Genomic DNA, 26,397 nt, shown 5'->3' with positions numbered 1-26,397 from the left:
GGCGAAAAACGTCAACGATAATGCGGGCAACCTGCAGAAACGCAGCCAGTTTGCGTTTTTCGCTGGCAAGCCAGCTCCTACAAAAAGCCGGGGCTCATCTGACTCTGTAGGAGCCGGCTTACCGGCGAAAATCGTCGACGATAATACGGGCAACCTGCAGAAACGCAGCCAGTTTGCGTTTTTCGCTGGCAAGCCAGCTCCTACAAAAAGCCGGGGCTCATCTGACTCTGTAGGAGCCGGCTTGCCGGCGAAAATCGTCAACGATAATGCGGGCAACCTGCAGAAACGTAGCCAATTTGCGTTTTTCGCTGGCAAGCCAGCTCCTACAAAAAGCCGGGGCTCATCTGACTCTGTAGGAGCCGGCTTGCCGGCAAAAAACGTCAACGATAATGCGGGCAACCTGCAGAAACGCAGCCAGTTTGCGTTTTTCGCTGGCAAGCCAGCTCCTACAAAAAGCCGGGGCTCATCTGACCCTGTAGGAGCCGGCTTGCCGGCGAAAATCGTCAACGATAATGCGGGCAACCTACAGAAACGTAGCCAATTTGCGTTTTTCGCTGGCAAGCCAGCTCCTACAAAAAGCCGGGGCTCATCTGACTCTGTAGGAGCCGGCTTGCCGGCGAAAATCGTCAACGATAATGCGGGCAACCTGAAGAAACGCAGTCAGTTTGCGTTTTTCGCTGGCAAGCCAGCTCCTACAAAAAGCCGGGGCTCATCTGACTCTGTAGGAGCCGGCTTGCCGGCGAAAATCGTCGACGATGACGCCGGGTGTCAGGTCTCTTATTTCACCGCAGCTTGGCCCATCGGTACGCGACGCTCCTCGCTCGTCAGCATGCGGATCAGGGGCGAGGCGATAAAGGTACTGATGATGGCCATGATCACCAGCATGGTGAAGTACTCCTTGGGCAACACGCCCAGGTCATAGCCCACGTTGAGCACCACCAGTTCCATCAGCGCCCGGGTGTTCATGCACACGCCGATCAGCGCGCTGTTGCGCGGTGTCTCGCCCAGCCAGCGGCTGGCGCCGTAGGCCCCGAAGAATTTACTGGCGAACGCCACCAGGCACACCAAAAAGCAATTGAGCAGCGCCGTGTCGCCGTTGAGCGAGCCGATGTCGGTGCGCAGGCCGGTGTAGGCAAAGAACACCGGCAGGAAAAACGCATTGACCAGGCCACTGACCTTGGCATTCCACTGTGTGACGAAGGGGCGGTGGGTGTGCAAAGCGACGCCGATGATAAAGCCGCCAATAATCGAAAATACGCCGATCAGGTTGGTAATCACCGCACTGCCAAACAGCACGATCAGCATCAGGGAAATACCCTGGGCCGACAGCGGTTTGCGCTCCAGGTCGCCGATGATCCAGCGCAGCACCAAGGGCCGCACCACCCACAGCACCAGCACGATAAACACGGCCAGCGCAAGGATCCTGCCCAGGGAGGCCCACACGCTGAAGTTGGACGCGATGATCGACGTCACCCCACCGAGGATCAGCCAGCCGCACACATCATCGATGGCGGCCGCGCCAATCGTCAGGGTGGCCACGCGGGAGCGGGACAGCCCCAGTTCCATGAAGATCCGACCGAGGATCGGCAGGGCGGTGATCGACAGCGCCGTGGCAAAAAACAGCTGGAAGGCCAGCAGCGGTGGCTTGTCGCCGACGATCTGTTGCCAGAAATACTCGGCCACCAGGAAGCCACTGGCAAACGGCACCAGCAGCCCACCCAGGCTGATCGCCATGATCGAGCGTTTACGCCCCTTGAGGTGGGCGCCGAATTCAAATTCCAGGCCCACCTGGAACATCAACAGAATCAGGCCGACCTGGGCCGTGGCGACAAAGGCGGTGGAGGTTTGCGGCACAAAGATACTGCTGAGCAGCTCCGGGAAAAAATAGCCCAGCAGGCTCGGGCCCAGGACCAGCCCGGCGAGAATTTCCCCGGCCACCGGGGTTTGCCCCAGGCAGCGGGTGCTGAGCCAGGAAATCAGGCGGCTGGCGCTGAAAATCACGATCAGTTGGATCAGGAACAACAGGGTCAAATGCTCGGCCTGGGAACCCACGGCCGATTGCCCGCCCGCAGGCGCAGGGGCTTGTAGCGTGATAGCGCTGGTGTTGGTTTGCATGGGGATGTCCTAGTACTTGAGGTGTCAGAGCGGGGGCTTGCGCCAGCCGCCGAATTCCATTTCCAGAAAGCGCGCGGCGTCCAGTAACAACGCGTCCTGTCCCAGCCCGGCGACCAGTTGCACGGCCACCGGGCAGCCCTCGTCGAGGCGCCCCATGGGCACGCAAAGGGCCGGGAAACCGAGCACATTGAACAGCGCGCAATAGCCGATATCGAACGGGCGCTTCAGGGCACTGCCATGCGCCGGCGCCACGGTCGGCGTGGCGGGCAGCACCAGCATGCTCTGGCCGTCGAACAGCCCGGCCAGGGCCTGCTGCAAATGATCGCGCTGCTTGAGGAACCGCGAGAGCCCGGGGTTGCCTAGCCGATCGCCGCAACTGTCCATCAGGCTGGCGAGCAGTGGCCCCCGGGAAAACTGCGGCTTGCCGGCGAGGGCGGCATACAACGCCCGTGGATAATTCAGTGGCTGCCCATCCCCGAGGTAGTCGGCCAGGTGGATGCGGGTCTCGCACTTGAGCACGGCCAGCCAGATAAAAAAGGCGTTGGCAAAACACCCTTCATTCCAGGCTTGCACATCCACGCCCTGGTCTGCATAGCGCTGGCCGGTCTCGATCACCGCCGCCGTCACGGCGGGCGAGAGTGGCGTACCCCACTTCAGAGGGTCCGGCAGGCACACGAACACGCGCTTGAGCGTTGTCGCCCGGGCCGGTTGTTGATAGTCCGAGTGGATATTGCGGTCGATTCCGTCGCTGCCCGCGATGACTTCCAGCACGGCGCCCAGGTCCTCTGCGTAGCGGCACAACGGGCCGGCCGCAAAGTGGCTGGCAACGGCCTGGGACACCGGCAGCGACACGCGGTGTTCGTCCAGCGGCAGATGCCCGCTCAGCGGCACCAGCCCCCGCGATGGCTTCAAGCCAAAGATCCCATTGAACGCCGCCGGGATCCGGATCGAGCCGCCACCGTCGGTGCCCAGGGCAAAGGGCACGCATCCGCTGGCCACCAGCACCGAGTCGCCGCCGCTGCTGCCACCGGCGGTGCGCGAGGTGTCGTAGGGGTTGAGTGTGCGGCCATATACCAGGTTGTCCGTCTCGGGCCACAGGGCCATTTCGGCCTGATTGCCCAGGGCCAGGGGGATGGCGCCGGCGGCCATCAGCCGTGCGGCCACCGTGGCGGTGCTGTGGGCGCGGGTGTTGCGGCGCAGGCGTGAGCCGCAGGTCTTGGGCTGCCCCGCAAGGCCCAGGCCCTCCTTCATGGAGAAGGGCACGCCATGCAAGCGTCCCAGTGGCCGCCCCTCAAGCACATCATTTCCGGCCTGGCGAGCGGCGTCGCGGGCCGCCGCGAACAGGTCGACCGCCATCGCATTGCACAGTGGCTGGACCTGCTCCAGGCGCGCAATGCATTGCTCGATCAGCTCCACGGGGGAAATCTGTTTGCCGCGGATCAACCCCGCCAGTTGCACGGCACTCAGTTCCAACAGGTCTGCCCCAACCTGCGCCATGCCGTTCATCCGCGAGGTACCAGGTCGAGGAAGCCACCTTCTTTGCCAAACGGCGACTTGAGCAGCTCCGGCGACTCGCCATATTTGTAGAACAGCGAAGGCCGCAGGCGCAGGACCGCCGCCCGTGCCAGGTCCTGCACGGCGCCACAGCCATGGCGCAGTAGCAACGTGAGGTGACGTGCCGACAGCGACCACTTGACCATTTTCATCAGCCGCACCCGCAGCAGTGCCGAGCGCAGGTAATAGTTGGATGCGTAGATCGGCCGTGCGCGGTTTTCGGCCTTGTACAGGTCGAAGTTGATGGTGCGCGAGTAAAGGTTGGGCATCATCGTCGGGCTCAAGCCCGGGTTGGAGCGGCGGATCTCTTGCAGCAGGCAGGCAAACGGCAGCGGCGAGGGTTGCATCTCGCGGGTATAGCGCGGCAGCAGGTCGGCAAACTGCTGGGCCTGGTGACCATCGAGAAAGTCCCCGGTCATGTACATCGGCAGCACCACATGGAAGTACGCCATGTTGGCGAACAGCAGGGTCCAGCCCATCATGAACGGGTCGTCCATCACCTCGTACCACTTGCTCCAGGTGTCCTGCAGGGCCAGTTGCGCCTGGATATGCGATTCCAGGCAGTTGACGTAGGCGGGCGTGAGGCTGCCATGGATGTCCTTCTCGATCATCGCCGCCACCTGCGGGATCTGCTGCGCCACATAGGCCAGCCCGGCGCTGTTGGCCGGGTCGAAGGTAAAGGCCGCGTCACCCAGCAGGAACCAGCCTTCGGTCGAGTAGTACTGCCGCGCCTCGTACATGTAGTTGTGCATGGCCTGGGTATCGACCAACTGGCCCGACTCGATCAGCTCGGTGATGACCGGGTGGTCGGCCATGACCTTGTTTTTGAAGGCCTCCAGGGTGCTGATTTTTTCCTCGATCATGTCTGGGCGGTAGGTGATACCGATGCTGATCATCTCGTTGCCATCATCGCTGCGCATCGGGATCATCCAGATCCAGTAGCCCTTGCCGTAGAAATGGTGAGTCACGTAGTACGGGTCGTAACAGTGATGCTTGTCCTTGTGCGCGGTGATGCTGGACAAGATGCTGCGGTCGAAGTCCTTGAGCCTGAGCCAGAAGGTACTGCGCTGGTAGGTCGCCTCTTTGTGCAGCTTGAGCTTTTTTGCCATGAAGCGATTGCGGCCTGTGGCGTCCACCACCCAGTCGGCGGTCAGTTGCTGTTGCTCGTCGGCGGCGCTGCGCAGGGTCAGTAGATGGGTGGCGTGCTCGCCGGCGTTGAGGTCGACGGCGGTGACGTCGGCCTCGATCATGTCTACTTGATGCTCGCCGACGATCTGGCGCAGGTCCTTGTCGAAACTGAAGCGGTTGAGGTTGTAGGCCGGCATGCGGATCACGCCGGGTGCCTCGTGGACCACGTAGTTGCGGCACTCGGGGTTGTTGCGCAGCTTCAGGTAGTAGGTCAGGCCGTACTTGTGGTAGTGCTTTTCTTCCAGCAGGCGCCCCAGCCCCAGGCCCTTGAAGAAGTGGGTGGTCAACTCGACCGTGGACTCGCCGACGATCGGGCGCTTGCGGTCCGGGCGCCCGATCAGGATGACTTCGACACCCGGTAGCCTTTTCTTGAAGTACAGCGCGGCCAGGTGACCGGCGACGCCGGCCCCCATGATTGCGATTCGTTTCATGTCGTCAGTCCCTGAACAAGTGGGGTCGCCGAAGGCGTGGGTGCCTTCGGCGAGCGTTGCCGGTTATGCGCGGCTGGCGGCCGTGATCAATACCTGTGGCTCTACCCGTTGCGAGTAGTCCACGTTGACGAAGGCGGCGCGGATCAGCCCGTCCTGGCCGATCACAAAGGCGCTGGCCATCGGCAGGGTCAGGGCGTCGGAGCCGTTGAACAGCTTGAGGTCGGCGCCCAGGGAGCGGTAGACCTCATCCAGTTCGTCTTCGAGCTTAAACACGATGCCGTACTGGCGCGCCAACTGGTTGTCGGCATCGCTGAGCAACAGGTAGTCGAGGCCGAGGGCTTCACGGGTCTTGCGCGAGAACTGCGGGGTCTGCGCCGACACCGCCACCAGGGTGGCGCCCGAGGCCGCCAGGTCCGCGACCATTTGCTGGTAGGCCGTCAACGCCTGCCCGCAGAAGGGGCACCACAGGCCTCGGTAGAACACCAGCACCAGCGGGCCTTTTTTCAGCAGTTGATTGAGGTCCACATCCTGCTCATCAGCATCCTTGAGCACCGCCAGGGGCGCCTTGTCGTTGGCCTTCAGGGCCTTGTCGTCCAGATGGCTGTCGAGCAGCGTCTGCAGCGATGCCTGGAACTTGTGCAGGACCTCGGCAGGCAGCTGGGCCATCTGGTCCTTGACGGTTTGTAGCTTTTCCTTGAGCGACATGGGTGACTCCTGTTCACGGCTATTGAGAGAGGCTGCGGGTAGCCCGGGTAAAAATCCTGCTGGCGGCTTTGCCGCTGGGTGGGTAGCGCTCGAACAAATCCCGCACCCAGTCCGGGCGGGTCTTGCTGGCGTCGTTGATCCAGTTGGCCACCGAGTCCTGGGCGTATTTGTCGGTTTCATCGAGCATGGCAATCAGCAGTGGCTCGGCGATTTGCGGCTCGCTCTTGAGTTGGGCGATGTGTTCGCACCAAACCCCGCGCGGGCGCAGGATTTCCACGCAGAAACGGCGGATCAGCGGGTCGTCGCTGCGGGCATGGCCGCGTAGTAGCACCAGCGCCGCCGCCAGGTCCTGGGCCAGCAGCGGTCGCAAGGCAATCCAGGCCCATTCGCGCACCCCAAAGTGCGGGTCGGTGGCGAACTGGAACTGGCTCAGCAAGGCCTGTTCCAGCTCGCTGTGGCGTTCGCAATAAGCGTTGGCGAAGGCGGCCCAACTGCGCACGGTGTCCGAAGGATGCTCCAGCAGCAGGCGCCAGGTCTGCTCGCGCAAGGGCAGGGCGGTGCTTTCCAGCCACTGCCCCAGCGCCAGGCCCAGGCCGGCGACTTTCTTGGAAATGCCCAGCGCCTGGCTGGCCTGGGCTGCGCCGAGCAGTGTTTGGGCCAGGGTAGGCTCCAACTGCGGGGCAATGGCGCGCGCCAGCGCCACCTGGTCAACGGCCAGGCATTCGCCCAGGTTGCGCGTGGCCAGGCGGCCCTGGTCAATCAGGTCTTTGCGTTCTTCACTCATATCGATACCACCGACGCGGTCGTGGGCTGTTCAGGGGTTGGGCTGGCGGCGCAATAGCGCCCCGGGGAAAGCAGGTTGTCGGGATCCAGTGCCGCCTTGATCCGCGCCCCAAGTTGCCAGGCGGGCCCCTGGGAGTCAGTCAACAGGTGCATGAAGCTGGCGGGCACGCGATACGGCAACACACCCAGCGCCTTGCCTTCGGCAAACAGCTGGCGATAGCACTCGTGGGCACGGGCCGAGGCTTGGGCGTGCGTGCGGTCGAACAGCAGCGGCACGGTGCAGTCAATGGCACGGCTCGACAGGCTGGTCAGCGTCACCGGGCAAGGCATTTGCTGTTGGCGGCACCGACGCTGCAGGGTGCGCACAAAGTCGGCGACTTCCTGGGTCTTGAGCGGCAGGATCGGCGCGTACCAGATCAGCCCGCAGTTATCCCGTGCCGGGTTCAGCGGCGCATCGGGCAGCGGCTTGGCGCCGGCGGTGTAGGCCAGCGGCAAGGCCACTTCGCTGGGCTGGCCTTCCATCAGGTCGATGCCTTGCAGCATTTTGCCCAGGGTCAGTTGCCAGCGCCGGGACCAGCCACCGGGCAGATACCCCAGCAGGCGCCGTGCCGCAGTCAATTGGCCCCGGGTCTTGAACAGCGATTTGCTGGCGAAGGGCTCAAGCTCAATGCTGATCATGCGTTTGAGCGAGGCGTGCTGCGCCTTCTGGCAATAGATCGAACCCACGCCCATCCACGCGGGCAGGCCCAGGGCATCGGCGGCGGCCCGTTGCTGTTCTTCGCTCATGCCCACCACCTGGGTGTCTTCACTGGCCATGGTGAGCAGCCGCGTACGGTTCATCAGGTTGATGCCGCCGATCTGCCCGGGGGCCAGGTCAAGCATGCGCTTGATACCCGCCAGGGCTGCTTCCAGCCCTTGTTCTTCATCCACCCAGAAGTAAAACGGCTGGATAACCTCGGGCTTGCGCACCAGGGCAATCGACATTTGCGTCACCACGCCCAGCCCGCTCTGGCTGAACAGGCCGTCGAGGTACGGCCCCACGCCCCATTTGAAACAGGGCGCGCTGCCTCCCAGGGCCATGGGCGAGCGGTACAAGGTTCCGTCTGCCAGCACCGCTTCAAGGCCCAGTACCGCCTGGAAATGGTCGGTATGGGGGGTGATGCCGAAGCCTCGCTCAAGGGCATTGCCGAGCACGCTGCAGGTCGGGCCGGCGCCGGTGACTGGCGTCATCCAGGGCAGGTTGTGCTCCTGCAGGTAGCGAGCGAGGTCGCCCTGGGTCACCCCTGGCTCCAGGGTCACCACCGACAGCGCCTCATCGAACGCCAGAATCCGGTTCATTGCGCTCAAGTCCATCAGCACGCAGCGGGCGTCGGTGGTCGAAGCGGTGCCGTAGCCCCAGTTGTGCCCGGTGCTGATCGGGTGCACGGCAACCCCATAGCGCCGGGCGATCGCCATGCACGCCGAAACTTGCTCGGTGCAGCGTGGCGCAATCACCACACTGGCATACGCGGCGGAGCACATGGTGTCTTGCTGGAAGCGCTCGATGCTTGCCGGGTCGACGCGCACCCCCGCGTCACCGAGCACCTCGCGCCACTGCTGCTGGGCGAGCGTCAGGTGGGCGGATTCAAAAGGCACTGGCCAAGCCTCCGAGGCGCAGGAACAGGCGCAACTGGTTCACATCCGCCTGGCGACTGGCGGGCAGCGCACTGTAGCGGCGGCGGAACTCGGGTTTGAGCACCCTGACGCAACGGCGCTTGGGCGTGCGGATCACCATCATCAACGGGCTGAACGCGGTGCTGTAGACCTTGGCGCAAGGGCCCAGGTAGCTGGCGGCCAGGGTCTGGAATTCTTCCAGGGAGAACGCGGCCAGCAGCGAATTGCGGTAGTCCAGCAGGGTTTCGGCGTCTGCGCCGTCGCTGGCGCGCTCGACAAAGTAGTCGACGGACTCGATGGTTTTCAGGCGCCCGAAGTCATTCAGGTAGATCGCCCGGTCATTGCGCAGCACCCGGGAGATATTGCGAAAAGTGCCTTCCAACTGGCCGAGGTTTTCCAGGTGATGCAGGGCCATCGACGAGATCACCACATCCACGCTGCGGTCAGCGATCGTGGCGAGCCGGGTCATGTCATCTGCAATCAGCTGGACGTTGTCGATGCCTTGCTGGTGGCACGCTTCACGGGCCACCTCCAGCATATTCTGCGACAGGTCCATGCCGATGAATTCGGCCCGTGGGTTGAGCCGTGCCACTTGCAGCAACAGGGCCGCCGGGCCGCAGCCGATGTCCAGCACCACGTCGCCGGGCTTGATCAGCGCGCACATCTGCGCACAGTGATAAAGGTGGGTGCCGGACAAGGCCTGGCCCTGGGCGGCGCTGTCGGCGTAGGACGCCACACTCTGCTGCTGTTCCATGACCAACGCAGGCTCGGGTATACGCTCGAAGGGCTGCTTGATCGTTATTTCTCTGAATATCGCGCGCAGCAATCCGCTGTCCATACTGCTTCCTCCATGAAATGACGTTTGAACGTGCTTACGCCAGGGCCAGCGCCCGCTGGATCCGTGGCGACAGGTTGCGGCCATGCACGCCGCAGCGGGCCATATGGGTCAGCACTTCGTGCGCGTCCCAGTGGCGTACGCTGCCGGTGGCGGGCAGGCGGATGTGGGCGTAGTCGCTGCGGCAGAAAAAATCGAAGAAGTGCGTGCGCTGGCCTTCCACGGCAAACCCCAGGGAGGGACGCTGATAGGCCTGCTGGAATATCGCCGGCGCTTCGCCCAGGTCCAGCGACAGGGGCAGCGACAAGGCGTTGTTGAGCTTGGTGTAGGGCTGCACCCGGCCCATGGGCGAGAAGAACAGCACATTGCGATAAAACGCCCCCGCCCGTGGGTGCACGGCGATCAGCAGCCGCTGCACCCCGCGAAAATGCATGGCCCAGCGAAACATCGCGTTGTAGAGCATCAACGGCACACCCTTGCCGCGATACCCGGCGGCCACGGCCAGGGTGCCGACCTCGGCCAGCCGCCCGCCCGCCAGGCGTTGCAGCACCACCTCATTGCCATGCACCTCTTCCAGGGGCAGGCCGAGCATGGAGTCTTCGATCAACGACACCGTGCCGACGATCTGTCGGTCCTTGATCGCCACGAAGGTGGTAGTGCTGGGCAGCAGATGAAACGCGCAAAAGCGCATGCCGGCCCGGCACACCGTAGAGATACCGCGCCGCGCATAGCTGTCGTTGACCAGGCGCAACGCCTCTTCGAGTTCGAACAGGCTTTGCACCGGGCGAAACTCAAAGCCTTCGATGGCCAGGGGATGGCGGGCGATACGCTGGATAAACAGGCGCCGATACAGCGCCGGGGGAATGTAGCGCTCCAGGGAAACCATGCTGTGGCGGATGACATCGACGCCACTGTGAATGCGTGGCTTCCTGCCGAAATTGGTCATCACTCGTTGACTGTGCAGCATCAAACACCTCCTTGTGTGACTACCGCGATTGAAGCAATTGACGCCCGGGCCTAATGCCCATCCGGTAGTTGCTGGGACAGCGCGTGGCTGGCCGAGATGCAATAGATCGACTCGGACAACGCCTGGCGCTGTTCAAGGCTCAAGCCCTGGATGATGCCGCTGATCCAATCGGTGTGTTCGGCAAACACCTCATCGACCACTCGCTTACCGTCGGCGGTCAGGCTGATGATCAGCTTGCGCCGGTCGGTAGGGTCGGTCTTGCGCTTGATAAAGCCGTCGCCCTGCAGGCCATCGAGCAAGCCGGTCACGGTGCCGGTGGTGATCGACAGGCGCGTCGCCAATTCCAGTGGCGACAGTTTCCCGCCGGCGCTCTTGAGGGTGAGCATGATGACGAAGCGGCCCTCCGACAGGTTGTAGCGGGCCAGGCGGATGGCACACACACGATTGATCGCGGCCGCAGCCGACAGCAGCTCGAAGCACAGCTTGACGCTGTCCCTGACCTCGGCTGGCACCCCGTCAAGCTCGCGCAGCATGATGTGGTGTTTGTTCTCTAAAATATTCATAAGGCGCAGTTTATCTTGGCGCCTTACTAAGTCAACATTTTGTTTATTCTTCGTTGCAAGCACGGGGCAGGGCGCTTCGATCGGCAAGGTTTGTGGTGCAAAACCACAGTGAGTATGTTTGAGGCGGATGCCAGTTTTTGGGCGAGCATTGTCAGTGGCCGGCAACTACTGACCGCGCTCAACCGAGGAGTTCTTCGCCGAGCAGCACCCCGGCAATCACGATCATTGCCGCGCCCGAAACGCCGCTGACATAGCGCGCGGCAACCGGACGTGCCTGCAACACGGCCTGCGCGCCAAACCCCACTAGCAGGTAGACCACCGCACAGCTGAGGGTATGAATCAGCCCTAGCAGCACCATCTGCAGCGACACCGGCCAGGTGGCGCCAGGCTCGGTGAACTGGGGCAACAGCGCGAGGAACAGCAGGAAAACCTTGGGGTTCAGTCCACTGATGCACAACCCCTTGAGCATCCAGCGCTGCCAGCTATTGGCCTCCCGGCTGGCGTGCGCATGGGGTGTGGCAGGGTGGGCCAGCATATTGATGCCGAGCCACAGCAAGTAGCCGGCCCCGGCAACCGTCAGCACTGACAGCGCAGCAGGGTGACGGGTCACCAGGCTACCCACGCCGCCCGCCACGACCAGGGTGGCAAGTAAGTGGCCGCACAGCAGCCCAGCCACCGCGGGGATGACCCTGCGCCCCTTCAAGCCCGCCGAAATCGCGTAGGCCCAATCGGCGCCGGGCGTCAGCACAAACAGAATCGACACTGCCCAAAAGGCAAGCACAGCGGTCCACGTCATTGTTTCGTTCTCCCTGTAGGAATGTGCAGGAAGAATAATGAAATGCAGTTAGAATTTGCTTTCAAAGATACCTGGCACAAGGCCTTGAATTGGGAGAATCTTCTAAGTGGACCGAATTGATCGAAAGATTCTCTGCGAGCTGCAAAAAGACGGGCGCCTGTCGGTCACCGAGCTTGCCGACCGTGTGGGGCTGAGCCTTTCCCCGTGCCATCGACGGGTCAAGGCCCTGGAGGAGTCCGGGGTGCTGCTCGGCTACCGCGCCTTGCTGGACCCCGGCGCAGTCGGCCTGAACTTCTCGGCAATGGTCTTTGTCACCCTGCGCGAAGGCGACCGGCCCGCAGTGGCGGCCTTTGAAGCGGCGTTGCTGGAAATTGCCCAGGTAGTGGATGCCCAGCGCCTGTTCGGCGAGCCGGATTACCTGCTGCATGTGATCACCCAGGATCTGCCGGCCTTTCAACGGCTCTACGATGAGAGCCTGTCGACACTGCCCAACGTGCAGCGCCTGACTTCGACCCTGGTGATGAAACGGGTGATCCAGGACCGTCCGCTACCGTTGTGATCATGGCGTAGCGCCTCATTGGTGCGGCGCTCCCATGCGCCGTGAGGCCCCTACGTCACCTCGGTGCGCGGCTTGCTCACCGACCGGCTGGCCAGCAGCCCCAGCTCGAACAGAATCCACATCGGCACCGCCAGCATGGTTTGCGAAAACACATCGGGCGGGGTCAGCAGCATGCCCACCACAAAGCAGCCGACGATCACATAGGGCCGGCTCTTTTGCAGGGTCTGGACATCGGTAATCCCGGCCCAGATCACCAAGAAGGTGGCCACCGGGATTTCAAAGGCCAAGCCGAACGCCAGCAACAGCGCGAGGATGAAGTCCAGGTACAGGGCGATATCGGTCATCATCGCCACGCCGTCCGGGGTCACGCTGGTAAAGAAGCCGAACATCATCGGGAACACCAGGAAAAACGCAAACGCCATGCCCGCGTAAAACAGCACTACGCTGGCGGCCAGCAGCCAGGCGGCGGTGCGGCGTTCCTGGCGGTACACCGCTGGCGCGATCATGCCCCAGGCCTGGTGCAGCAACAGCGGCATGCTGATGAACAGGGCGATCATCATGGTCAGCTTGAGCGGCGCCAGAAACGGCGAGGTCACCCCGGTGGCAATCATGGTTGCGCCGCTGGGCAGGAAATCGCGCAACGGCTGCGAGACGAAACTGTAGAGCTGCTGCGCAAAGGGGAACAACGCGCAAAACACCAGGAGGATCGCCAGGACGCAGCGCACCAGGCGCGAGCGCAGCCGGGTCAGGTGGCCGGTCACCGACAGGCGCGGGGCAGGCAAGGGCAGGTCGCTCATGGGGCAGGTTGTCCTGGGGAGGTGATGGTGGCTGGCGGCGGCGGGGCCTCCAGGCGGATACCGTCGCGCAGTTGCTGCTCCAGTTGCCGCAAGGGTTGCTGGTCGATGCTCTGCAACAGGTGCTCGTGGTCCAGTTCCTGGGTGACCTGGGCCTTGAGCGTATTCATCGCCCGCTTGGCCCGGCCCAGCCACAGCCCGGCATTGCGCGCGGCAATCGGCAGGCGTTCGGGGCCCAGCACCAGCAGAGCCACCAGGCCCACCAGCAGCAGTTCGCTAAACCCGATATCGAACATCAGTGTTTGCTGTCTGCAGGTCGCTGAGGTTCGCCTTGCACCTCAAGGCTGGTCTTTTGCGCCGCCTGGGCGCCGGGCTCGTTGCCCATGGAGGAGCGAAAGCCCTTGATGGCCTCACCCACATCACTGCCCAGGCCCTTGAGGCGCCGGGTGCCGAACAGCATCACCACGATCAGCAGCACGATGACCAGTTGCCAAATCCCTATACCACCCATAACGCCACTCCAAGCCATTGATTTGAAATATGAAGGCGCAGTTTGCCGAGGCTTTATGACGGCGCGGTGACGTTTTTGCGGGAATTGTGTGAGCCTGCCACCTGGTTGAAACATCCACTGTGTTGACTGTCGCCAGGATCTACATAAAAGGTGGCTGGGCAATGGACAGAAATCGGCAGCAGGGGGCGGCGTTGTTGATGGTGCTGGTGGCCCTGGCGATGCTGGCGGGCGGCATGGCCTGGATGGTCGAGCAGGGGCGCCAGCAGGTCGACAGCGTGCGTCTGGTGCAGCAGCGCGTGCAGGCGCGGGCGATCGAGCGGGCGGCGCTGGCCTTTACCGAGCAGGCCCTGCAAGACCCGTTGTGGCGCGCCAGCCCGTTGTTCTGGCAGGCCATGCGCGGGCAGCCGCTGGCTTATGACTTCAAGGGGGGCAAGGCGAGCATTCAGATTCGCGACCTGCACACCTGCTTCAACGTCAACGCGCTGATCGGCCCTGAAGCCGAGCGTGCCCAGCGTCAATTGGTGCATTTGCTGGGGGCGGACATGGCCGCCGAACGCCTGGCCCAGACCCTGGCCGACTGGCTCGACGCCGACCAGCAGACCCGCCTGCAAGGTGCCGAAAGCAACGAATACCTGCGCCAGTCGCCACCGCGCCTGGCGGCCAATCAACGCATGCGCGATATCAGCGAGCTGAACCTGCTGGCGCTGCCCGACCCACTGCGGGCGTTGCGCTACCCGCAGTTATGCAGCCTGGACGAGACCGCCGGCTGGCGCCTGAACGCCAATGCGCTGAACCTGGAAATGCTGCCGCTGCTGGATGCGTTGTACGAGGGCGAAGTGTCGCGTTCGGTGCTGACCCGCCTGGTCAGCGCCCGCCCGGCGGGGGGCTATCGCGATGCAGGCGAACTGCGCCAGGCGCTGGGGGCGATGGATGACGCGATGTTTGAGCGTTTGAGCGAAGGTCTGCAGCTCAATGGTGACCACTTCCTGCTGCAACTGGACATCGACCTGGATGGCCAGCGGTTTCGCAGCCAGTACCGTGTCGAAGCGCAGGGCGTGGTGAAATGGCATGCGCGAGTGCCGGCGCAGGGCATGTTACTGCGCTCGCGGGAGCCTTTGCCGTTATAGCGCGATAGCCCAGGCAGTGTAAGCGTTGGCTTGCCCGCGATGACGGTGGTGCAGTTACCATTTTTGCCGGCTGGTAGACCGCTGTCGCAGGCAAGCTCCCCCATGGATCTGCCCGGTTGTAGATTTTGAGTGCAGCATGAACCCTGTAGGAGCTGTCGAGCTTTAGCGAGGCGGCGATAGCGGTGGCCCAGCCAACATCAATGCCAGCCATACCGTCGCCATCGCAGCCTCGCTGGGGCTCGACAGCTCCTACATTATTTTTTGCCCGGCTGGCATGACGTGTTCGCTGTAGGTCGCCAGCGTCAAGGGTCCGCAGATCCCGATGAACCCTGTAGGAGCTGTCGAGCCCCAGCGAGGCGGCGATAGCGGTGGTTCAGCCAACATCAATGCCAGCCATGCCGCCGCCATCGCAGCCTCGCTGGGGCTCGACAGCTCCTACATTATTTTTGCTCGGTTGGCATGACGTGTTCGCTGTAGGTCGCCAGCGTCAATGCTCCGCAGATCCCGCAAACCCCAATGAACCCTGTAGGAGCTGTCGAGCTTTAGCGAGGCTGCGATAGCGGTGGCCCAGCCAACATTCGTGCCAGCCATACCGCCGCCATCGCAGCCTCGCTAAAGCTCGACAGCTCCTACATTATTTTTGCCCGGCTGGCATGACGTGTTCGCTGTAGGCCGCCAGCGTCAAGGATCCGCAGATCCCGCAACCCCCAATGAACCCTGTAGGAGCTGTCGAGCTTTAGCGAGGCGGCGATAGCGGTGGCCCAGCCAACATCAATGCCAGCCATACCGCCGCCATCGCCGCCTCGCCGGGGCTCGACATCTCCTACATTATTTTTGCCCAGCTGGCATGACGTGTTCGCTGTAGGCCGCCAGCGTCAAGGGTCCGCAGATCCCGGATGAACCCTGTAGGAGCTGTCGAGCTTTAGCGAGGCGGCGATAGCGGTGGCCCAGCCAACATCAATGCCAGCCATGCCGCCGCCATCGCCGCCTCGCCGGGGCTCGACAGCTCCTACATTATTTTTGCCCGGCTGGCATGACGTGTTCGCTGTAGGCCGCCAGCGTCAAGGATCCGCAGATCCCGCAAACCCCGATGAACCCTGTAGGAGCTGTCGAGCCTTAGCGAGGCGGCGATAGCGGTGGCTCAGCCAACATCAATGCCAGCCATGCCGCCGCTATCGCAGCCTCGCTGGGCGAGACAGCTCCTACATTGATTTCCCTCCGGTGTTTCAGAACCGCAGGGTAGCCCCCGTCGTCAGCCAGCGGTCGCGATCCCCGGTCAGGTTGTGCCCGACCACCAGGTCCACATCCACTTGCTGACCCAGATGCACTCGCGGCCCGGCTTGCCAGGCCTGGTCGCCGCCTTGCTGGCCATAGCGTTCTGCCAATAGCGTCAATGAGTCCGCCAAGCGGTATTCCAGGCCTGTGCCCCAGGTCAGTCGGTGGTTTTGTTCGCCATTGTCATAGGCATGGGCCCAGCCGGCATTGAGGTTCAAGCTCAGTGTCTCGAACGCTTGCCAGGTCAGCGGCAGGCCCAGGTCGGCGCCGTCGAACGGATGCCGGCGGTCCAGCGCGATATGCGCCGCCGCCGCCCAGGCGATCTCCACGCCCGCATCCTGCCAGGCCCACAATGAACCCTTGAGTTGCGGGCTGAGCTGGGTCTGCTCAGGGTCATCCTCGAGGGCCGTGCCCCATTGCAGGTTGGGCAATGCCCTCGACGTACAGGCTGTAGAGAGCGTGGTGCGCTGTGTTGAACGGGTGTAGCCGGCGTCGACATTGCATTCGCCGGGGGCGTTGATGGCGCCATCATCGACCACGTAGGAACCGCCTGCGGCGAACGCCTTGGACACCAGGCCAACGGCCAGGGTCGCGCCGATAAAGACCAGGTTGCGGCGCAGCGCTCGTTGCCGCGACGCCGGCAGCCACTCGAAGGCAGCCAGGAAGGTGTGTTTGTGCATGGGATTATGCTCCGGCTCAGTACCACTGCTTGAAGCGGCGGATGTAGATCGTCTTCATCAGTTGTGCCACGCAGCAGTAGGCGAGCAAGGTGCCGACCAGCCAAGGGAAGTACGCCCACGGCAACGGTTGCAGACCCACGATCGTGCCCAGGGGCGAGAAGGGCACATAGATCCCCAGGGCGATGACCAGGCTGGTCATCAGCAACACCGGCCAGGCGGCGGTGCTCTGGAAGAACGGGATCTTGCGGGTGCGCAGCATGTGCACCACCAGGGTCTGGGAGAGCAGCCCCTCGACGAACCAACCGGACTGGAACAGGGTCTGCATTTCCACACTATTGGCCGAGAACACGTACCACATCAGGGCAAAGGTGGTGATGTCGAAGATCGACGAGGTCGGCCCGATCCAGATCATGAAGCGCCCGATGTTCTGCGCGTCCCACTTGCGTGGCTTGGCCAGGTATTCCTTGTCCATCTTGTCCCACGGCAGGGCCAGTTGGGAGATGTCGTACATCAGGTTTTGCAGGAGCAGGTGGATCGCCAGCATCGGCATGAAAGGAATGAACGCACTGGCCACCAGCACCGAAAACACGTTGCCGAAGTTGGAGCTGGCCGTCATGTTCAGGTACTTCATGATATTGCCGAAGGTCTCGCGGCCTTTAAGCACACCTTCTTCGAGGACCATCAGGCTCTTTTCCAGGAGGATGATATCGGCCGATTCCTTGGCAATATCGGTCGCGCTGTCCACCGAGATGCCGACGTCGGCATCGCGCAGGGCGGGTGCATCGTTGATGCCGTCGCCGAGGAAGCCCACGGTGTGACCATTGGACTGCAAGGCCTTGAGCACCCGGGACTTTTGCAGCGGGGTCAGCTTGGCGAACACCGTGCGTTGTTCGACCTGCTGCTTGAGGGTGGCATCGTCCATGGCTTCGATGTCCACACCCAGCAGTGGTTCGCCGGGTTCCAGGCCGACCTGGCGGCAGATGGTGCGGGTGACCACGGCGTTATCGCCGGTCAGCACTTTGACCGCGACCCCGATCTCTTGCAGCGCGGCAATCGCCGGGCCGGCGGTTTCCTTCGGCGGATCGAGGAAGGTCAGGAAACCGTGGATCACCAGGTTGCGTTCATCGGCGGGAGTGTACTGCTGGCGCGCCAGGGCCTTGGGAATATTGCGGGTGGCCACCACCAGCACGCGGAAACCGTCCTCGTTGAACTCGTTGGCGGTGCGCAGCAATTCCTGGCGACGACCCTCGTCCAGGGCCACGGCGCTAGCGCCTTCCATCACATGGGTGGCAATGCCGAGCATTTCTTCCACGGCGCCCTTGCACACCAGCAGGTGATCGCCGTGGCTGTCCTTGACCACAATCGACAGGCGCCGGCGCACAAAGTCGAAGGGCAGTTCATCGACCTTGCTGTAGGCAAACGGCACCTGGAACTTGGGGTTGTGCTGGGAGAACGCGAGCACCGCCTGATCCATCAGGTTCTTCATGCCGCTTTGGTGATGGCTGTTGAGCCAGGCCAGGGACAGCACCTGGTCGTCCCGCTGGCCGAAGGCGTTGACGTGGTGCTCGAGGATGATTTTGTCCTGGGTCAGGGTGCCGGTCTTGTCGGTGCACAGCACGTCCATCGAACCGAAGTTCTGGATCGCGTTGAGGCGCTTGACCACCACTTTGCGCTTGGCCATGGCATTCGCACCCTTGGCCAGGTTGGCGCTGACGATCATCGGCAGCATTTCCGGGGTCAGCCCCACGGCCACCGCCAGGGCAAACAGGAACGCGTCGCCCCAATCGCCCTTGGTAAAGCCGTTGAGGAAAAACACGATGGGCACCATCACCAGCATGAAGCGGATCAGCAGCCAGCTGACGCTGTTCACCCCACGGTCAAAGGCGGTTTGCACCCGGGAGCCGACGATGGCCTTGGCCAGCGAACCGAAATAGGTACGCGGCCCGGTCGCCACGACCACCGCCCGGGCGCGGCCGCTGACCACGTTGGTGCCCATGAAGCAGATGTTGGGCAGGTCCAGCAGGTTGCTCTGGTCCGGCGCTTGAAGCGTGGCGGATTTTTGCGTGACGTCGCCCAGGGTGTCGTACTTTTCTACCGGCAAGGCTTCGCCGGTCAGCACGGCCTGGCTGATAAACAGGTCGCGGGAGTCGATCAGGCGGATGTCGGCCGGGATCATGTCGCCGGCCGACAGTTGCACGATATCGCCGGCCACCAGTTCACGCATCGGCACTTCACGCAGGGTGGGCTTGGCGCCGACCTGCTCGCGACGCAGCACGCTGGCGGTGGTGCGTACCATGGCCTTGAGGGCTTCGGCGGATTTTGCCGAGCGGTGTTCCTGCCAGAAGCGCAGCAGGCTGCTCAGGGCGACCATGGTCATGATGATAATGACCTTGGTCAGGTCCACTTCTTCACCGGCGCGCAGCGGCAGCCAGTAGTCGGTGACAAAGCTGATCACCGCGAGGGTCAGCAGTACGTAGATAAACGGGTTGTTCAGGGCCTGGAGGAACTGCACCACCGCGTGGGGCGGCTTGTCGTGGGCCACCTCGTTATAGCCTTCGCGTTGCAGGCGGGCGCTGGCATCCAGTTCGGTCAGGCCGTCCTTGGTTGCCCGGACATTGGCCAGGGTCGCTGCCAGGCCGTTTTGCGCTTCGCGGGCGGCACGCATCGACAATTTGCTGTCGTGGGCGGTGCTGTTTTTGTTTGCAAGTTGCGTGGTTTTTACGGAGCTCATGATTTTTACTCCTGTCGACATACCCGTTACTTGCCGTCAGGCAGGCGAACACAGGCACGCCGAGTCGCAGTTTTTGCGATCGGGTCTAATAACTTTAACGAGGCGAGTTAATTAACGGGCGCGCAGAAAACTACGGCTGGCTTAGTTCGCAAGGAACGCCAGTTAATTAATTGACCAATAATCAGGAAGTTGCTGTTTCCAGTCGGCTTATGCCGCGCGCGCGCTCAGGCTCAGGCGCACTTGGGCAAGCCGGCTGGAAACGTTCCGTCTCTGCGGATCTTGAGGGTCGGCATGGTCCCAATGCTGGACCAGATGGCCGGTGGTGGGGCACAGGCGCCAGTGCGCCTGCAGGTGTTGCACATTGATACGCGGGGAGGGGGAAGCCAAGGCCAGGCGCACCGGGGCAACGCCCATGGAAGCACGGCACAGCTTGGTACGCAGGGCTGAGGCCAGCGTGCGTACATCAGGTAGAACAAGGGTCTGGAAATTCATAACACACCTCGGGACCGGACTGCGCCGGCTCAAGGCAGTTACGTTGGAGCATCAAGCTCTAGCGCAGCTTACCCGGCCTGGAAGGCGAGTCCCGTCATTACTCTGGGTTTGGCGCCCGCCCCCTGTATTCACGGGGAGCGGACAGCGACTAGATACTGTGTCCATTGGCTTCTTTTGTGAGGTTGAAAAAAGGCCCTAGTTGCAGGCACGGGCAATTTACTCAGGCAGGCAGGGGATGTCAATCTGTAATGAACTTGTTTGTTGTCCGTTCAGACTTTATTCAGATTGGCCTGATTGGCTATATAAGTTCATAGACTGTATGCGGCCAATAGTGCGAGATAAATCAGTACTAAGCCGCAGGCACCATGACTGACCCGCTGCCAAGTTGCCGAGGCGTTCTTTCGCAAGACATTGACCAAGCCTGCAATCAAAAAACACGACAGGATCGAGGCCAGCATAAAACCGGCGAAGAACACCAGGGTCTGGCCATGACTCGGCGTGGCGCCGACGATGCCTGACAAGGCACTCCCCAGGGCGCCCCAATACACGATGTTCTTGGGGTTGGCCAACGAGATGGCGGCCCCCACCATCAGCGCATTGCGCCCGGTGCTGGGCGGTGCGCTGTCGGGTTGCGGCAACTGCCAGGCATCTTGCAGGCTGCGCAGGCCGAGCCAGGCCAGGTACAGCGCGCAAACGGCGGTCAGCGGCACACGTACCGCTTCGTGCTGGATCAGCAGGGCCATGCCGGTCAGGCCGATTACCGCCCAGGTCGCATCGCCCACCAGCGAGCCTATTTGCACCAGCAACGCTGGGGTGAACCCATGCAACAGGCCGCGGCGCAGGGTTTCCGCCAGCACCGCGCCAGGGGACAGGCAAAACACAAAGCCGAATACCAGTGCGCAAAAAAAGATCGTCAACATCGCCATCCCCATAACTGCCATCGCCGGCAAGCCGGCTCCTACAGGTCAGTCTGAGGCTGGGGGCACGCAGGGGTCTTGGACCAGATTGCGCTCTGATAGCGGCCAGGGGTAATCCCGTACGCCGCACGGAAGTGCCGGTTGAGATGGCTCTGGTCGGCAAAGCCCAGGTCATGGGCAACCTCGGCGGCGCTCAGGCCGCTGCGCAGCAAGCCTTTCGCGCGGCGGGTACGCAGTTGCATGGCCCACTGGCGGGGGCTCAGGCCGGTTTCTTTCTGGAAGGTGCGCAATACGTGGAATTTCGACAGGCCCAACTCGTCACCCAGGGCGTCCAGTGCCACACCCTGATGCAACTGCGCGGCGAGCAACTCCTGGGCCTGGGCGACTAGCCGTGACCCGGCGCTGGCGCCATCCGGCAGGCGCACACCACTGAGCTTGACCACCTCGCCCAGCAGCACCACCAGGGCATCTTCGTTCAGCCCCCGCAGCAGCGGGTCGGCGCTCAGCGCGCCCTTGGCGGCGTGTGCCAGTTGCGCCGCCAGGGAGGGGGCAAAACACAGCGCGCGATCAAACTCCAGGTGGGCCAGCCCCAGGTCGTCGGCCAGGCGATCGGCACCGGCGTACAGGCTGACAAAGTGCCAGGGCGCCCCCTCGGCAGCACCGCCGCCCTGGATCTGGCCAGGGTTGTACAGGGTGATGCTGCCGGGCCCGGCCTCGAAAGTGCGGCGCTCCAGCCACACCTGTTCGGTGCCCACCAGGTTGACGCCAATCACGCATTCGTCGTGGCTATGGCGGGCAAACGTCAGGCCGCTGCAGGTGGTGCTGCTGATTTCGTAATGGCCCAGCCAGGCGTGGTGCGGGGAACTCATGGGGTGGGCTCAGTGGCGGCGGGTGCGGCAAAGCATACCTGTTTAGATACTCAGGCGCAGGGCCAGCGCGGCCAGGGTGATCAGCAGCACCGGCAGCGTCAGCACGATGCCGACCTTGAAGTAATAGCCCCAGGTGATCCGGATGCCCTTGCGCGCCAGGATATGCAGCCAGAGCAAGGTTGCCAGGCTCCCAATGGGCGTGATTTTAGGCCCCAGGTCGCTGCCGATCACATTGGCGTAGATCATTGCCTCCTTGACCACGCCCACGGCATGGCTGGCCTCGATCGACAGCGCGCCGATCAGCACCGTCGGCAGGTTGTTCATCACCGAAGACAGCAGCGCCGTCAGCAAGCCGGTGCCCAGGGCGGCGCCCCACACGCCGTAATTGGCGAAGGCGTCGAGCCAGGTGGCCAGGTACGTGGTCAGCCCGGCGTTGCGCAGGCCGTACACCACCAGGTACATGCCCAGGGAAAAAATCACGATCTGCCAGGGCGCTTCCTTGAGTACCTTGCGCGTGGAGATCTTGTGGCCTTTGGCGGCGATCACCAGCAGGAGCAGGGCGCAGGCGGCCGAGATGGCACTGATGGGAATGCCCAGGGGCTCGAGGGCAAAGCAGCCGACCAGCAGAATGCCCAGCACCCACCAGGCAGCGTGGAAGGTTGCCGGGTCATGAATCGCGCTGGCCGGCTCGGGCAGGTCGGCGGGGTCATAACTGTGCGGGATATCGCGCCGGAAGAACCACAGCAGCACCGCCAGGGTCGCGGCGACGCTGACCAGGTTGACCGGCACCATCACCGCTGCGTACTGGTTGAAGCCGATGTTGAAATAGTCTGCCGAAACGATATTCACCAGGTTGGAGACCACCAGCGGCAGGCTGGCGGTGTCGGCGATAAACCCTGCACCCATCACGAAGGCCAGGGTAGCAGCGGGTGAGAAGCGCAGGGCCAGGAGCATCGACATGACAATCGGCGTGAGGATCAGGGCCGCCCCGTCATTGGCGAACAGCGCCGAGACCAGCGCCCCCAGCAACACCATATAGGCAAACAGCCGGCGGCCCCGGCCCCGTCCCCAGCGCGCCACATGCAACGCGGCCCAGGCAAAAAAGCCGGCCTCGTCGAGGATCAGGCTGATGATGATCAGGGCGACGAAGGTGCCGGTGGCGTTCCAGATGATCTGCCACACCACCGGGATATCCGCCAGGCTGATCACGCCACAGGCCAGGGCGAGGATCGCGCCCATGGTTGCACTCCAGCCTACGCCAAGACCCTTGGGTTGCCAGATGACCAGGACAATGGTGAACAGGAAGATGGCGAGGGCAGCAAGCATCAAGGCATTCTCTGTGGGGGGGATTCGACGTTTGATTGACCTGTGACAAGGTACCGAGGTTCTGTGCCAAGTGGTTGAAATTAAAATGAAACACAACTGTCCTAAAGTGCCCGCCATTGGTGATAAAGGAAGTAACGGTGTGACCCGTGCCACTCGCAACCTGCGCAAGACCCTCGATTCTGTCGCGGACAACAACGAAACCGCGGCTTTTGACTTGATGCGCGCCGTCGAAAAACTCAGCGATGAAGTGCTGCGTCAGCGCCTGCTCAACACCATTCACCGCCTTAACCAGGATGCCCATGAACTGCGTGAGGCCCGGGATGCGGTAGAGCGGGTGTCGGTCAAGCTGGCCTGATAATGGCACGTAGCCGTTCGGCGATTGGGGGGTGACGATCGAGCCGGCTGCGCTGACACTGGGCATGGTCGCGGTTGTCCGCAAGACCCCATGCTCAATCCACAGGAAGTCATCGAATGAGTGAAAAACCGGCAATTGTCCTGGTACACGGCTTTTGGGGCGGCGCAGCCCATTGGAGCCGAGTGATCGTCGAACTGCAGAAAAAGGGCTATCGCGACTTGCACGCGGTGGAAATTCCCCTGACTTCATTGGCCGACGACGCCGAACGCACACGCAAGATGGTGGCCCAGGTCAAGGGGCCGGTGTTGTTGGTCGGGCATTCCTATGGGGGCGCGGTCATTTCCCAGGCAGGCAACGAGCCCAACGTCCAGGGCCTGGTGTTTATTGCCGCGTTTGCCCCGGATGCGGGGGAAAGTCCGGGCGCAATCACCCAGCAACACCTGCCCGAGGCCGCCGCCAACCTGGTGCCGGACAGCGATGGCTACCTGTGGGTCAAGCCCGAGTTGTTCCATGAGAGCTTCTGCCAGGACTTGCCGCAGTCAGAGGGCGACGTGCTGGGAATTACGCAGAAGGCGCCCCTGGCCAGTACCTTTGGCGATGAAGTGAGCAATCCGGCCTGGAAGAACAAGCCGTCGTGGTATCAGGTGTCCACCCAGGACCACATGATTCACCCCGATAACCAGGTACGCATGGCCGAGCGCATCAAGCCCCGGGAGATTCTCACGCTGGACGCCAGTCACGCCTCGCTGGCCTCCAGGGCAGGCGAAGTGGCGGCATTTATCGACAAGGCCGCCACGGCCCTGCAGCCATAAATCAGGCAGGCAACATTCCTTCCTGGCGTCGGGGTGTTGCCTGCAAGATCGTTCAAGACAATCCTGTTTGGCGCTGCCATGCTTGCCGACTGTCTGTCGATGAGCCTGTTGTCCATGCCTACTGCCTTGCCGCATTACGCCTTCGCCCGTGGCGCGATTGCGATTATTCCCCTGTCGTTGGCGTGCGCCCCGTGGGGCCTGCTCGCCGGTTCCCTGGCGATTGACGCTCAATTCACCCCGCTGGAAAGCCAGGGCCTGTCGGCCATTGTGTTTGCCGGTGCCGCACAGTTGGTGGCGATTGGCATGGTCAAGAGCGGCGCGAGCCTGATCGCCATTTTGCTCACCACCTTGCTGCTGACCTCCCAGCACTTGCTGTATGGCATGCATATGCGTAGCACCCTGTCGCCCTTGCCGGCGCGCTGGCGCATGAGCCTGGGCTTTTTGCTGACCGACGAATTCTTCGCCCTGGTCAGCCAATACGACCGCCAGACCTTCAACCGCTGGTATGCCCTGGGCGTGGGCCTGACGTTCTACGTGGCCTGGAACCTGTTCACCCTGGCCGGCATCGTGCTCGGCAAGAGCATCCCCAACCTCGATCAACTGGGCCTGGAGTTCTCCATCGCCGCGACCTTCATCGCCTTGATCACCCCGGTTGTGCGTGATGTGCCGACGGTGGTGTGCGTGGCAGTGGCCCTGCTGTTTTCGGTGCTGCTCAGCTACTGGCACTGGGAGTCGGCGGTGGTGGTGTCGGGGTTGTTGGGGATGAGCGCAGGGTATGCCTGCAAACGCTTGGGAGTGGGGCAGCGATGATTTTTGTGATGATTATCGGCATGGGCCTGGCGGTGTTTTTCAACCGTTATCTGTTTCTTGAACCGCGCTTGCCGGTGCGCCTGAACCGCGGCGCCCGGGAGTTTCTCGGGTTCGCGGTACCCGGCATGTTGACGGCGATCTGCGGGCCGATCATTTTCCTCGCCGAGCACAAGCTCAACCTGAGCCCCACCAACCCCTACCTGCTGGCCGGGATCTGTGCGGTGGCCCTGATGTTCTGGACCCGCAGCGTGTTGACCACGGTGCTGTTGAGCATGGCGCTGTTCTATCTGTTTCGCTGGTTGTTGTAGGCAGTGGTACAGTCGCGTTTTTTTCAAGGAAGCGATGGCATGCGGAAGGTGGTGATAGGTGCGTTGGTCGTGGCGGCGCTGGCCGGTTGCGCAGGTTCGAAGATGAAAGACGCACGCGCTGGCGCGCCCTATAAAACCCTGGCGTCTGATAAGGCGGCCCTGGTCGTAGCCCAATGCATCCAGTTTGGCTGGCAGGACGAGGCGGTATTCGGCGTCGACGCCGGCGGCTTCATGGAGCCTGCGCAAGGCGGTGGCCATACGGTGTACACCACGGGCGGTGACTACTTTGTCGATGTGCGCAGCGCCGGTACCAGCACCACGGTCAGTTACTACGCAGTGCAGGACAATTGGGCCGCCAAGCGCCGTCTGGCCGCCTTGGCGACCTGCCTGTAGGTTGTTTCTTTAGAAATCTTCAGAAATGCCCAGCGGACACTGCGCCGGCTTTGTCTTAAAATGCCAGCGCTTGCCCGACATGATGGCTCTTTACCAGTACATGGATGTCGAGGCCTAAATGTCGGGCAGGCACCTTTTCAACGTGGCATATAGCCCAGGTGCCAGCGCCGCGGAATCTTCAGCGACACCAGGCCCAGCAGCGCCGACAGCAGGCCGCTGACCAACAGTGCCCGGATCCCCATCTGGTGCTCCAGCACAGCACCGATCACCGCGCCGACAAACATCCCGGCCCAGGGAATCAACTGCACGCGCCAGCCATTGCGGCGCTCCCCCAGCATCCAGCGCCCCAGGCCGCGACCGAAACGCGACAACGCGCCGGTCACGTAAGTCAGCCCCACGGGCAAGCCATTGACCTGTTCCACCGCCGCATTGAGCATGCCCATGGCAATGATCGCAGCCAGCACTGCCGGCAACTGCTCGGCCATCGGCCACGCCGCGGCGCCGCATAATAGCGTGGCAATACACAGCAACAACGGCAGCGCATGGCGCTTGCTCACGCGGCTGATGATCACCCCCAGCGCATTGCCCAGGATAAACGTTGCCACCAACAGGGTGAGGCGCCCGGTCAGCCCCAGGTCACCCTCACTGATTGCCACCGCCAGCCGCGTGGTGTTGCCGCTCATGAACGAGACAAAATCGCCACTGGCCATGAAACCGATGGCGTCGGTCATGCCGGCCAGCACCGAAAGGCTGGCCACCAGCGTCAGGCCGATGCGCCCCCGCCATTTGTGCTGGTGCTGCAAGGCAGTATTGACCATGGGCTTAGGGGAAGAGGGCAGCACGGCGAG

27 protein-coding genes are annotated in these 26,397 nt (G+C 62.7%); 7 read left to right on the top strand and 20 right to left on the bottom strand.

Annotated elements, in window-relative coordinates; genetic code table 11:
- Positions 1-777 precede the first annotated feature (777 nt).
- From HBO11_RS08575 to HBO11_RS08530, 10 genes are all read right to left on the bottom strand, one after another.
- Positions 778-2,115 (bottom strand): cation:proton antiporter, encoded by a 1,338-nt coding sequence (locus tag HBO11_RS08575; RefSeq protein WP_169955796.1) that lies wholly within the window; start codon positions 2,113-2,115, stop codon positions 778-780.
- 24 nt (positions 2,116-2,139) lie between these two features.
- Positions 2,140-3,612: an amidase gene (locus tag HBO11_RS08570; protein WP_262381010.1), complete on the bottom strand. Its 1,473-nt coding sequence runs from the start codon at positions 3,610-3,612 to the stop codon at positions 2,140-2,142.
- A gap of 5 nt (positions 3,613-3,617) precedes the next feature.
- On the bottom strand, positions 3,618-5,288 hold the full coding sequence (locus HBO11_RS08565; RefSeq protein WP_169955798.1) for a tryptophan 7-halogenase: 1,671 nt from the start codon (positions 5,286-5,288) through the stop codon (positions 3,618-3,620).
- Positions 5,289-5,351: 63 nt separating this feature from the next.
- Positions 5,352-5,993 (bottom strand): peroxiredoxin-like family protein, encoded by a 642-nt coding sequence (locus HBO11_RS08560; RefSeq protein WP_169955799.1) that lies wholly within the window; start codon positions 5,991-5,993, stop codon positions 5,352-5,354.
- A 19-nt stretch (positions 5,994-6,012) separates the two neighbouring features.
- Complete coding sequence (locus HBO11_RS08555) at positions 6,013-6,777, bottom strand: hypothetical protein (RefSeq protein WP_169955800.1); 765 nt, start codon at positions 6,775-6,777, stop codon at positions 6,013-6,015.
- A complete protein-coding gene (locus HBO11_RS08550) occupies positions 6,774-8,411 on the bottom strand; it encodes an FAD-binding oxidoreductase (RefSeq protein WP_169955801.1) in 1,638 nt (545 codons plus the stop codon). The genes HBO11_RS08555 and HBO11_RS08550 overlap by 4 nt, the downstream gene beginning before the upstream one ends.
- A complete protein-coding gene (locus tag HBO11_RS08545; protein ID WP_169955802.1) occupies positions 8,401-9,267 on the bottom strand; it encodes a class I SAM-dependent methyltransferase in 867 nt (288 codons plus the stop codon). The genes HBO11_RS08550 and HBO11_RS08545 overlap by 11 nt, the downstream gene beginning before the upstream one ends.
- 34 nt (positions 9,268-9,301) lie before the next feature.
- On the bottom strand, positions 9,302-10,231 hold the full coding sequence (locus HBO11_RS08540) for a GNAT family N-acetyltransferase (protein ID WP_169955803.1): 930 nt from the start codon (positions 10,229-10,231) through the stop codon (positions 9,302-9,304).
- A gap of 50 nt (positions 10,232-10,281) precedes the next feature.
- The gene (locus tag HBO11_RS08535) at positions 10,282-10,794 is read right to left on the bottom strand and encodes a MarR family transcriptional regulator (RefSeq protein ID WP_038441617.1); all 513 of its coding nucleotides are present in this window, start codon (positions 10,792-10,794) and stop codon (positions 10,282-10,284) included.
- Positions 10,795-10,972: 178 nt separating this feature from the next.
- Positions 10,973-11,590 carry a LysE family translocator gene (locus tag HBO11_RS08530; protein WP_169955804.1) on the bottom strand — a complete coding sequence of 206 codons (618 nt, stop codon included), beginning with the start codon at positions 11,588-11,590 and terminating at the stop codon, positions 10,973-10,975.
- 106 nt (positions 11,591-11,696) lie between these two features.
- On the opposite strand from HBO11_RS08530, the gene HBO11_RS08525 reads away from it, so the two are divergent.
- Entirely contained in the window at positions 11,697-12,149 is a 453-nt protein-coding gene (locus HBO11_RS08525) for an Lrp/AsnC family transcriptional regulator (protein ID WP_169955805.1), read from the top strand.
- Between the two features lie 50 nt (positions 12,150-12,199).
- Here HBO11_RS08525 and tatC read toward each other — a convergent pair whose 3' ends face one another.
- The 3 genes from tatC to tatA are packed head-to-tail and all read right to left on the bottom strand — an operon-like array spanning position 12,200 to position 13,454.
- A complete protein-coding gene (tatC, locus tag HBO11_RS08520) occupies positions 12,200-12,946 on the bottom strand; it encodes a twin-arginine translocase subunit TatC (protein WP_169955806.1) in 747 nt (248 codons plus the stop codon).
- Positions 12,943-13,239, bottom strand: coding sequence for a Sec-independent protein translocase protein TatB (gene tatB / locus HBO11_RS08515; RefSeq protein WP_169955807.1), 297 nt, complete (start codon positions 13,237-13,239; stop codon positions 12,943-12,945). Before tatB ends, tatC begins: the two co-directional genes overlap by 4 nt.
- A complete protein-coding gene (gene tatA / locus HBO11_RS28800; protein ID WP_346266504.1) occupies positions 13,239-13,454 on the bottom strand; it encodes a twin-arginine translocase TatA/TatE family subunit in 216 nt (71 codons plus the stop codon). Before tatA ends, tatB begins: the two co-directional genes overlap by 1 nt.
- Positions 13,455-13,615: 161 nt before the next feature.
- Here tatA and gspK point away from each other — a divergent pair, with 161 nt between their 5' ends.
- Positions 13,616-14,581, top strand: coding sequence for a type II secretion system minor pseudopilin GspK (gspK, locus tag HBO11_RS08505; RefSeq protein ID WP_169955808.1), 966 nt, complete (start codon positions 13,616-13,618; stop codon positions 14,579-14,581).
- A 1,226-nt stretch (positions 14,582-15,807) separates the two neighbouring features.
- On the opposite strand, the gene HBO11_RS08500 is transcribed toward gspK, so the two are convergent.
- The 6 genes from HBO11_RS08500 to HBO11_RS08475 form a co-directional block, all read right to left on the bottom strand.
- Positions 15,808-16,536 (bottom strand): hypothetical protein, encoded by a 729-nt coding sequence (locus tag HBO11_RS08500; RefSeq protein WP_169955809.1) that lies wholly within the window; start codon positions 16,534-16,536, stop codon positions 15,808-15,810.
- A gap of 16 nt (positions 16,537-16,552) precedes the next feature.
- Positions 16,553-19,267, bottom strand: coding sequence for a magnesium-translocating P-type ATPase (gene mgtA / locus HBO11_RS08495; protein ID WP_170058862.1), 2,715 nt, complete (start codon positions 19,265-19,267; stop codon positions 16,553-16,555).
- A 207-nt stretch (positions 19,268-19,474) separates the two neighbouring features.
- Positions 19,475-19,759, bottom strand: a complete 285-nt coding sequence (locus HBO11_RS08490; RefSeq protein ID WP_169955811.1) for a hypothetical protein — start codon at positions 19,757-19,759, stop codon at positions 19,475-19,477.
- Between the two features lie 308 nt (positions 19,760-20,067).
- Positions 20,068-20,679, bottom strand: a complete 612-nt coding sequence (locus tag HBO11_RS08485) for a LysE family transporter (protein WP_169955812.1) — start codon at positions 20,677-20,679, stop codon at positions 20,068-20,070.
- Positions 20,680-20,717: 38 nt separating this feature from the next.
- The gene (locus tag HBO11_RS08480; RefSeq protein WP_169955813.1) at positions 20,718-21,545 is read right to left on the bottom strand and encodes an AraC family transcriptional regulator; all 828 of its coding nucleotides are present in this window, start codon (positions 21,543-21,545) and stop codon (positions 20,718-20,720) included.
- A gap of 42 nt (positions 21,546-21,587) precedes the next feature.
- Entirely contained in the window at positions 21,588-22,871 is a 1,284-nt protein-coding gene (locus HBO11_RS08475; RefSeq protein WP_169955814.1) for an arsenic transporter, read from the bottom strand.
- A 139-nt stretch (positions 22,872-23,010) separates the two neighbouring features.
- Between HBO11_RS08475 and HBO11_RS08470 the strand changes: the two genes are divergently transcribed.
- From HBO11_RS08470 to HBO11_RS08450, 5 genes are all read left to right on the top strand, one after another.
- Positions 23,011-23,226, top strand: coding sequence for a hypothetical protein (locus HBO11_RS08470; protein WP_003212603.1), 216 nt, complete (start codon positions 23,011-23,013; stop codon positions 23,224-23,226).
- Between the two features lie 116 nt (positions 23,227-23,342).
- Positions 23,343-24,038, top strand: a complete 696-nt coding sequence (locus HBO11_RS08465; RefSeq protein WP_169955815.1) for an alpha/beta hydrolase — start codon at positions 23,343-23,345, stop codon at positions 24,036-24,038.
- A gap of 114 nt (positions 24,039-24,152) precedes the next feature.
- Positions 24,153-24,848: an AzlC family ABC transporter permease gene (locus HBO11_RS08460; RefSeq protein WP_057440118.1), complete on the top strand. Its 696-nt coding sequence runs from the start codon at positions 24,153-24,155 to the stop codon at positions 24,846-24,848.
- Positions 24,845-25,156, top strand: coding sequence for an AzlD domain-containing protein (locus HBO11_RS08455; protein WP_169955816.1), 312 nt, complete (start codon positions 24,845-24,847; stop codon positions 25,154-25,156). The genes HBO11_RS08460 and HBO11_RS08455 overlap by 4 nt, the downstream gene beginning before the upstream one ends.
- Positions 25,157-25,195: 39 nt before the next feature.
- A complete protein-coding gene (locus HBO11_RS08450) occupies positions 25,196-25,549 on the top strand; it encodes a hypothetical protein (protein ID WP_169955817.1) in 354 nt (117 codons plus the stop codon).
- Positions 25,550-25,686: 137 nt separating this feature from the next.
- Here HBO11_RS08450 and HBO11_RS08445 read toward each other — a convergent pair whose 3' ends face one another.
- A complete protein-coding gene (locus tag HBO11_RS08445) occupies positions 25,687-26,391 on the bottom strand; it encodes a YoaK family protein (protein ID WP_169955818.1) in 705 nt (234 codons plus the stop codon).
- Between the last annotated feature and the right edge of the window lie 6 nt (positions 26,392-26,397).

This window comes from Pseudomonas sp. WS 5010 (genome assembly GCF_012985565.1).
Taxonomy (GTDB): Bacteria; Pseudomonadota; Gammaproteobacteria; order Pseudomonadales; family Pseudomonadaceae; genus Aquipseudomonas.
This window is presented reverse-complemented; position numbering and strand designations above follow the sequence as displayed.

What these genes read in the sequence shown, in the direction of transcription:
- HBO11_RS08575 (WP_169955796.1), bottom strand. Translation starts at nt 2,115, where the DNA reads ATGCAAACCAACACCAGCGCTATCACGCTACAAGCCCCTGCGCCTGCG.
- HBO11_RS08570 (WP_262381010.1), bottom strand. Translation starts at nt 3,612, where the DNA reads ATGGCGCAGGTTGGGGCAGACCTGTTGGAACTGAGTGCCGTGCAACTG.
- HBO11_RS08565 (WP_169955798.1), bottom strand. Translation starts at nt 5,288, where the DNA reads ATGAAACGAATCGCAATCATGGGGGCCGGCGTCGCCGGTCACCTGGCC.
- HBO11_RS08560 (WP_169955799.1), bottom strand. Translation starts at nt 5,993, where the DNA reads ATGTCGCTCAAGGAAAAGCTACAAACCGTCAAGGACCAGATGGCCCAG.
- HBO11_RS08555 (WP_169955800.1), bottom strand. Translation starts at nt 6,777, where the DNA reads ATGAGTGAAGAACGCAAAGACCTGATTGACCAGGGCCGCCTGGCCACG.
- HBO11_RS08545 (WP_169955802.1), bottom strand. Translation starts at nt 9,267, where the DNA reads ATGGACAGCGGATTGCTGCGCGCGATATTCAGAGAAATAACGATCAAG.
- HBO11_RS08540 (WP_169955803.1), bottom strand. Translation starts at nt 10,231, where the DNA reads ATGCTGCACAGTCAACGAGTGATGACCAATTTCGGCAGGAAGCCACGC.
- HBO11_RS08535 (WP_038441617.1), bottom strand. Translation starts at nt 10,794, where the DNA reads ATGAATATTTTAGAGAACAAACACCACATCATGCTGCGCGAGCTTGAC.
- HBO11_RS08530 (WP_169955804.1), bottom strand. Translation starts at nt 11,590, where the DNA reads ATGACGTGGACCGCTGTGCTTGCCTTTTGGGCAGTGTCGATTCTGTTT.
- tatC (WP_169955806.1), bottom strand. Translation starts at nt 12,946, where the DNA reads ATGAGCGACCTGCCCTTGCCTGCCCCGCGCCTGTCGGTGACCGGCCAC.
- tatB (WP_169955807.1), bottom strand. Translation starts at nt 13,239, where the DNA reads ATGTTCGATATCGGGTTTAGCGAACTGCTGCTGGTGGGCCTGGTGGCT.
- tatA (WP_346266504.1), bottom strand. Translation starts at nt 13,454, where the DNA reads ATGGGTGGTATAGGGATTTGGCAACTGGTCATCGTGCTGCTGATCGTG.
- gspK (WP_169955808.1), top strand. Translation starts at nt 13,616, where the DNA reads ATGGACAGAAATCGGCAGCAGGGGGCGGCGTTGTTGATGGTGCTGGTG.
- HBO11_RS08500 (WP_169955809.1), bottom strand. Translation starts at nt 16,536, where the DNA reads ATGCACAAACACACCTTCCTGGCTGCCTTCGAGTGGCTGCCGGCGTCG.
- mgtA (WP_170058862.1), bottom strand. Translation starts at nt 19,267, where the DNA reads ATGAGCTCCGTAAAAACCACGCAACTTGCAAACAAAAACAGCACCGCC.
- HBO11_RS08490 (WP_169955811.1), bottom strand. Translation starts at nt 19,759, where the DNA reads ATGAATTTCCAGACCCTTGTTCTACCTGATGTACGCACGCTGGCCTCA.
- HBO11_RS08485 (WP_169955812.1), bottom strand. Translation starts at nt 20,679, where the DNA reads ATGTTGACGATCTTTTTTTGCGCACTGGTATTCGGCTTTGTGTTTTGC.
- HBO11_RS08480 (WP_169955813.1), bottom strand. Translation starts at nt 21,545, where the DNA reads ATGAGTTCCCCGCACCACGCCTGGCTGGGCCATTACGAAATCAGCAGC.
- HBO11_RS08475 (WP_169955814.1), bottom strand. Translation starts at nt 22,871, where the DNA reads ATGCTTGCTGCCCTCGCCATCTTCCTGTTCACCATTGTCCTGGTCATC.
- HBO11_RS08465 (WP_169955815.1), top strand. Translation starts at nt 23,343, where the DNA reads ATGAGTGAAAAACCGGCAATTGTCCTGGTACACGGCTTTTGGGGCGGC.
- HBO11_RS08460 (WP_057440118.1), top strand. Translation starts at nt 24,153, where the DNA reads ATGCCTACTGCCTTGCCGCATTACGCCTTCGCCCGTGGCGCGATTGCG.
- HBO11_RS08455 (WP_169955816.1), top strand. Translation starts at nt 24,845, where the DNA reads ATGATTTTTGTGATGATTATCGGCATGGGCCTGGCGGTGTTTTTCAAC.
- HBO11_RS08450 (WP_169955817.1), top strand. Translation starts at nt 25,196, where the DNA reads ATGCGGAAGGTGGTGATAGGTGCGTTGGTCGTGGCGGCGCTGGCCGGT.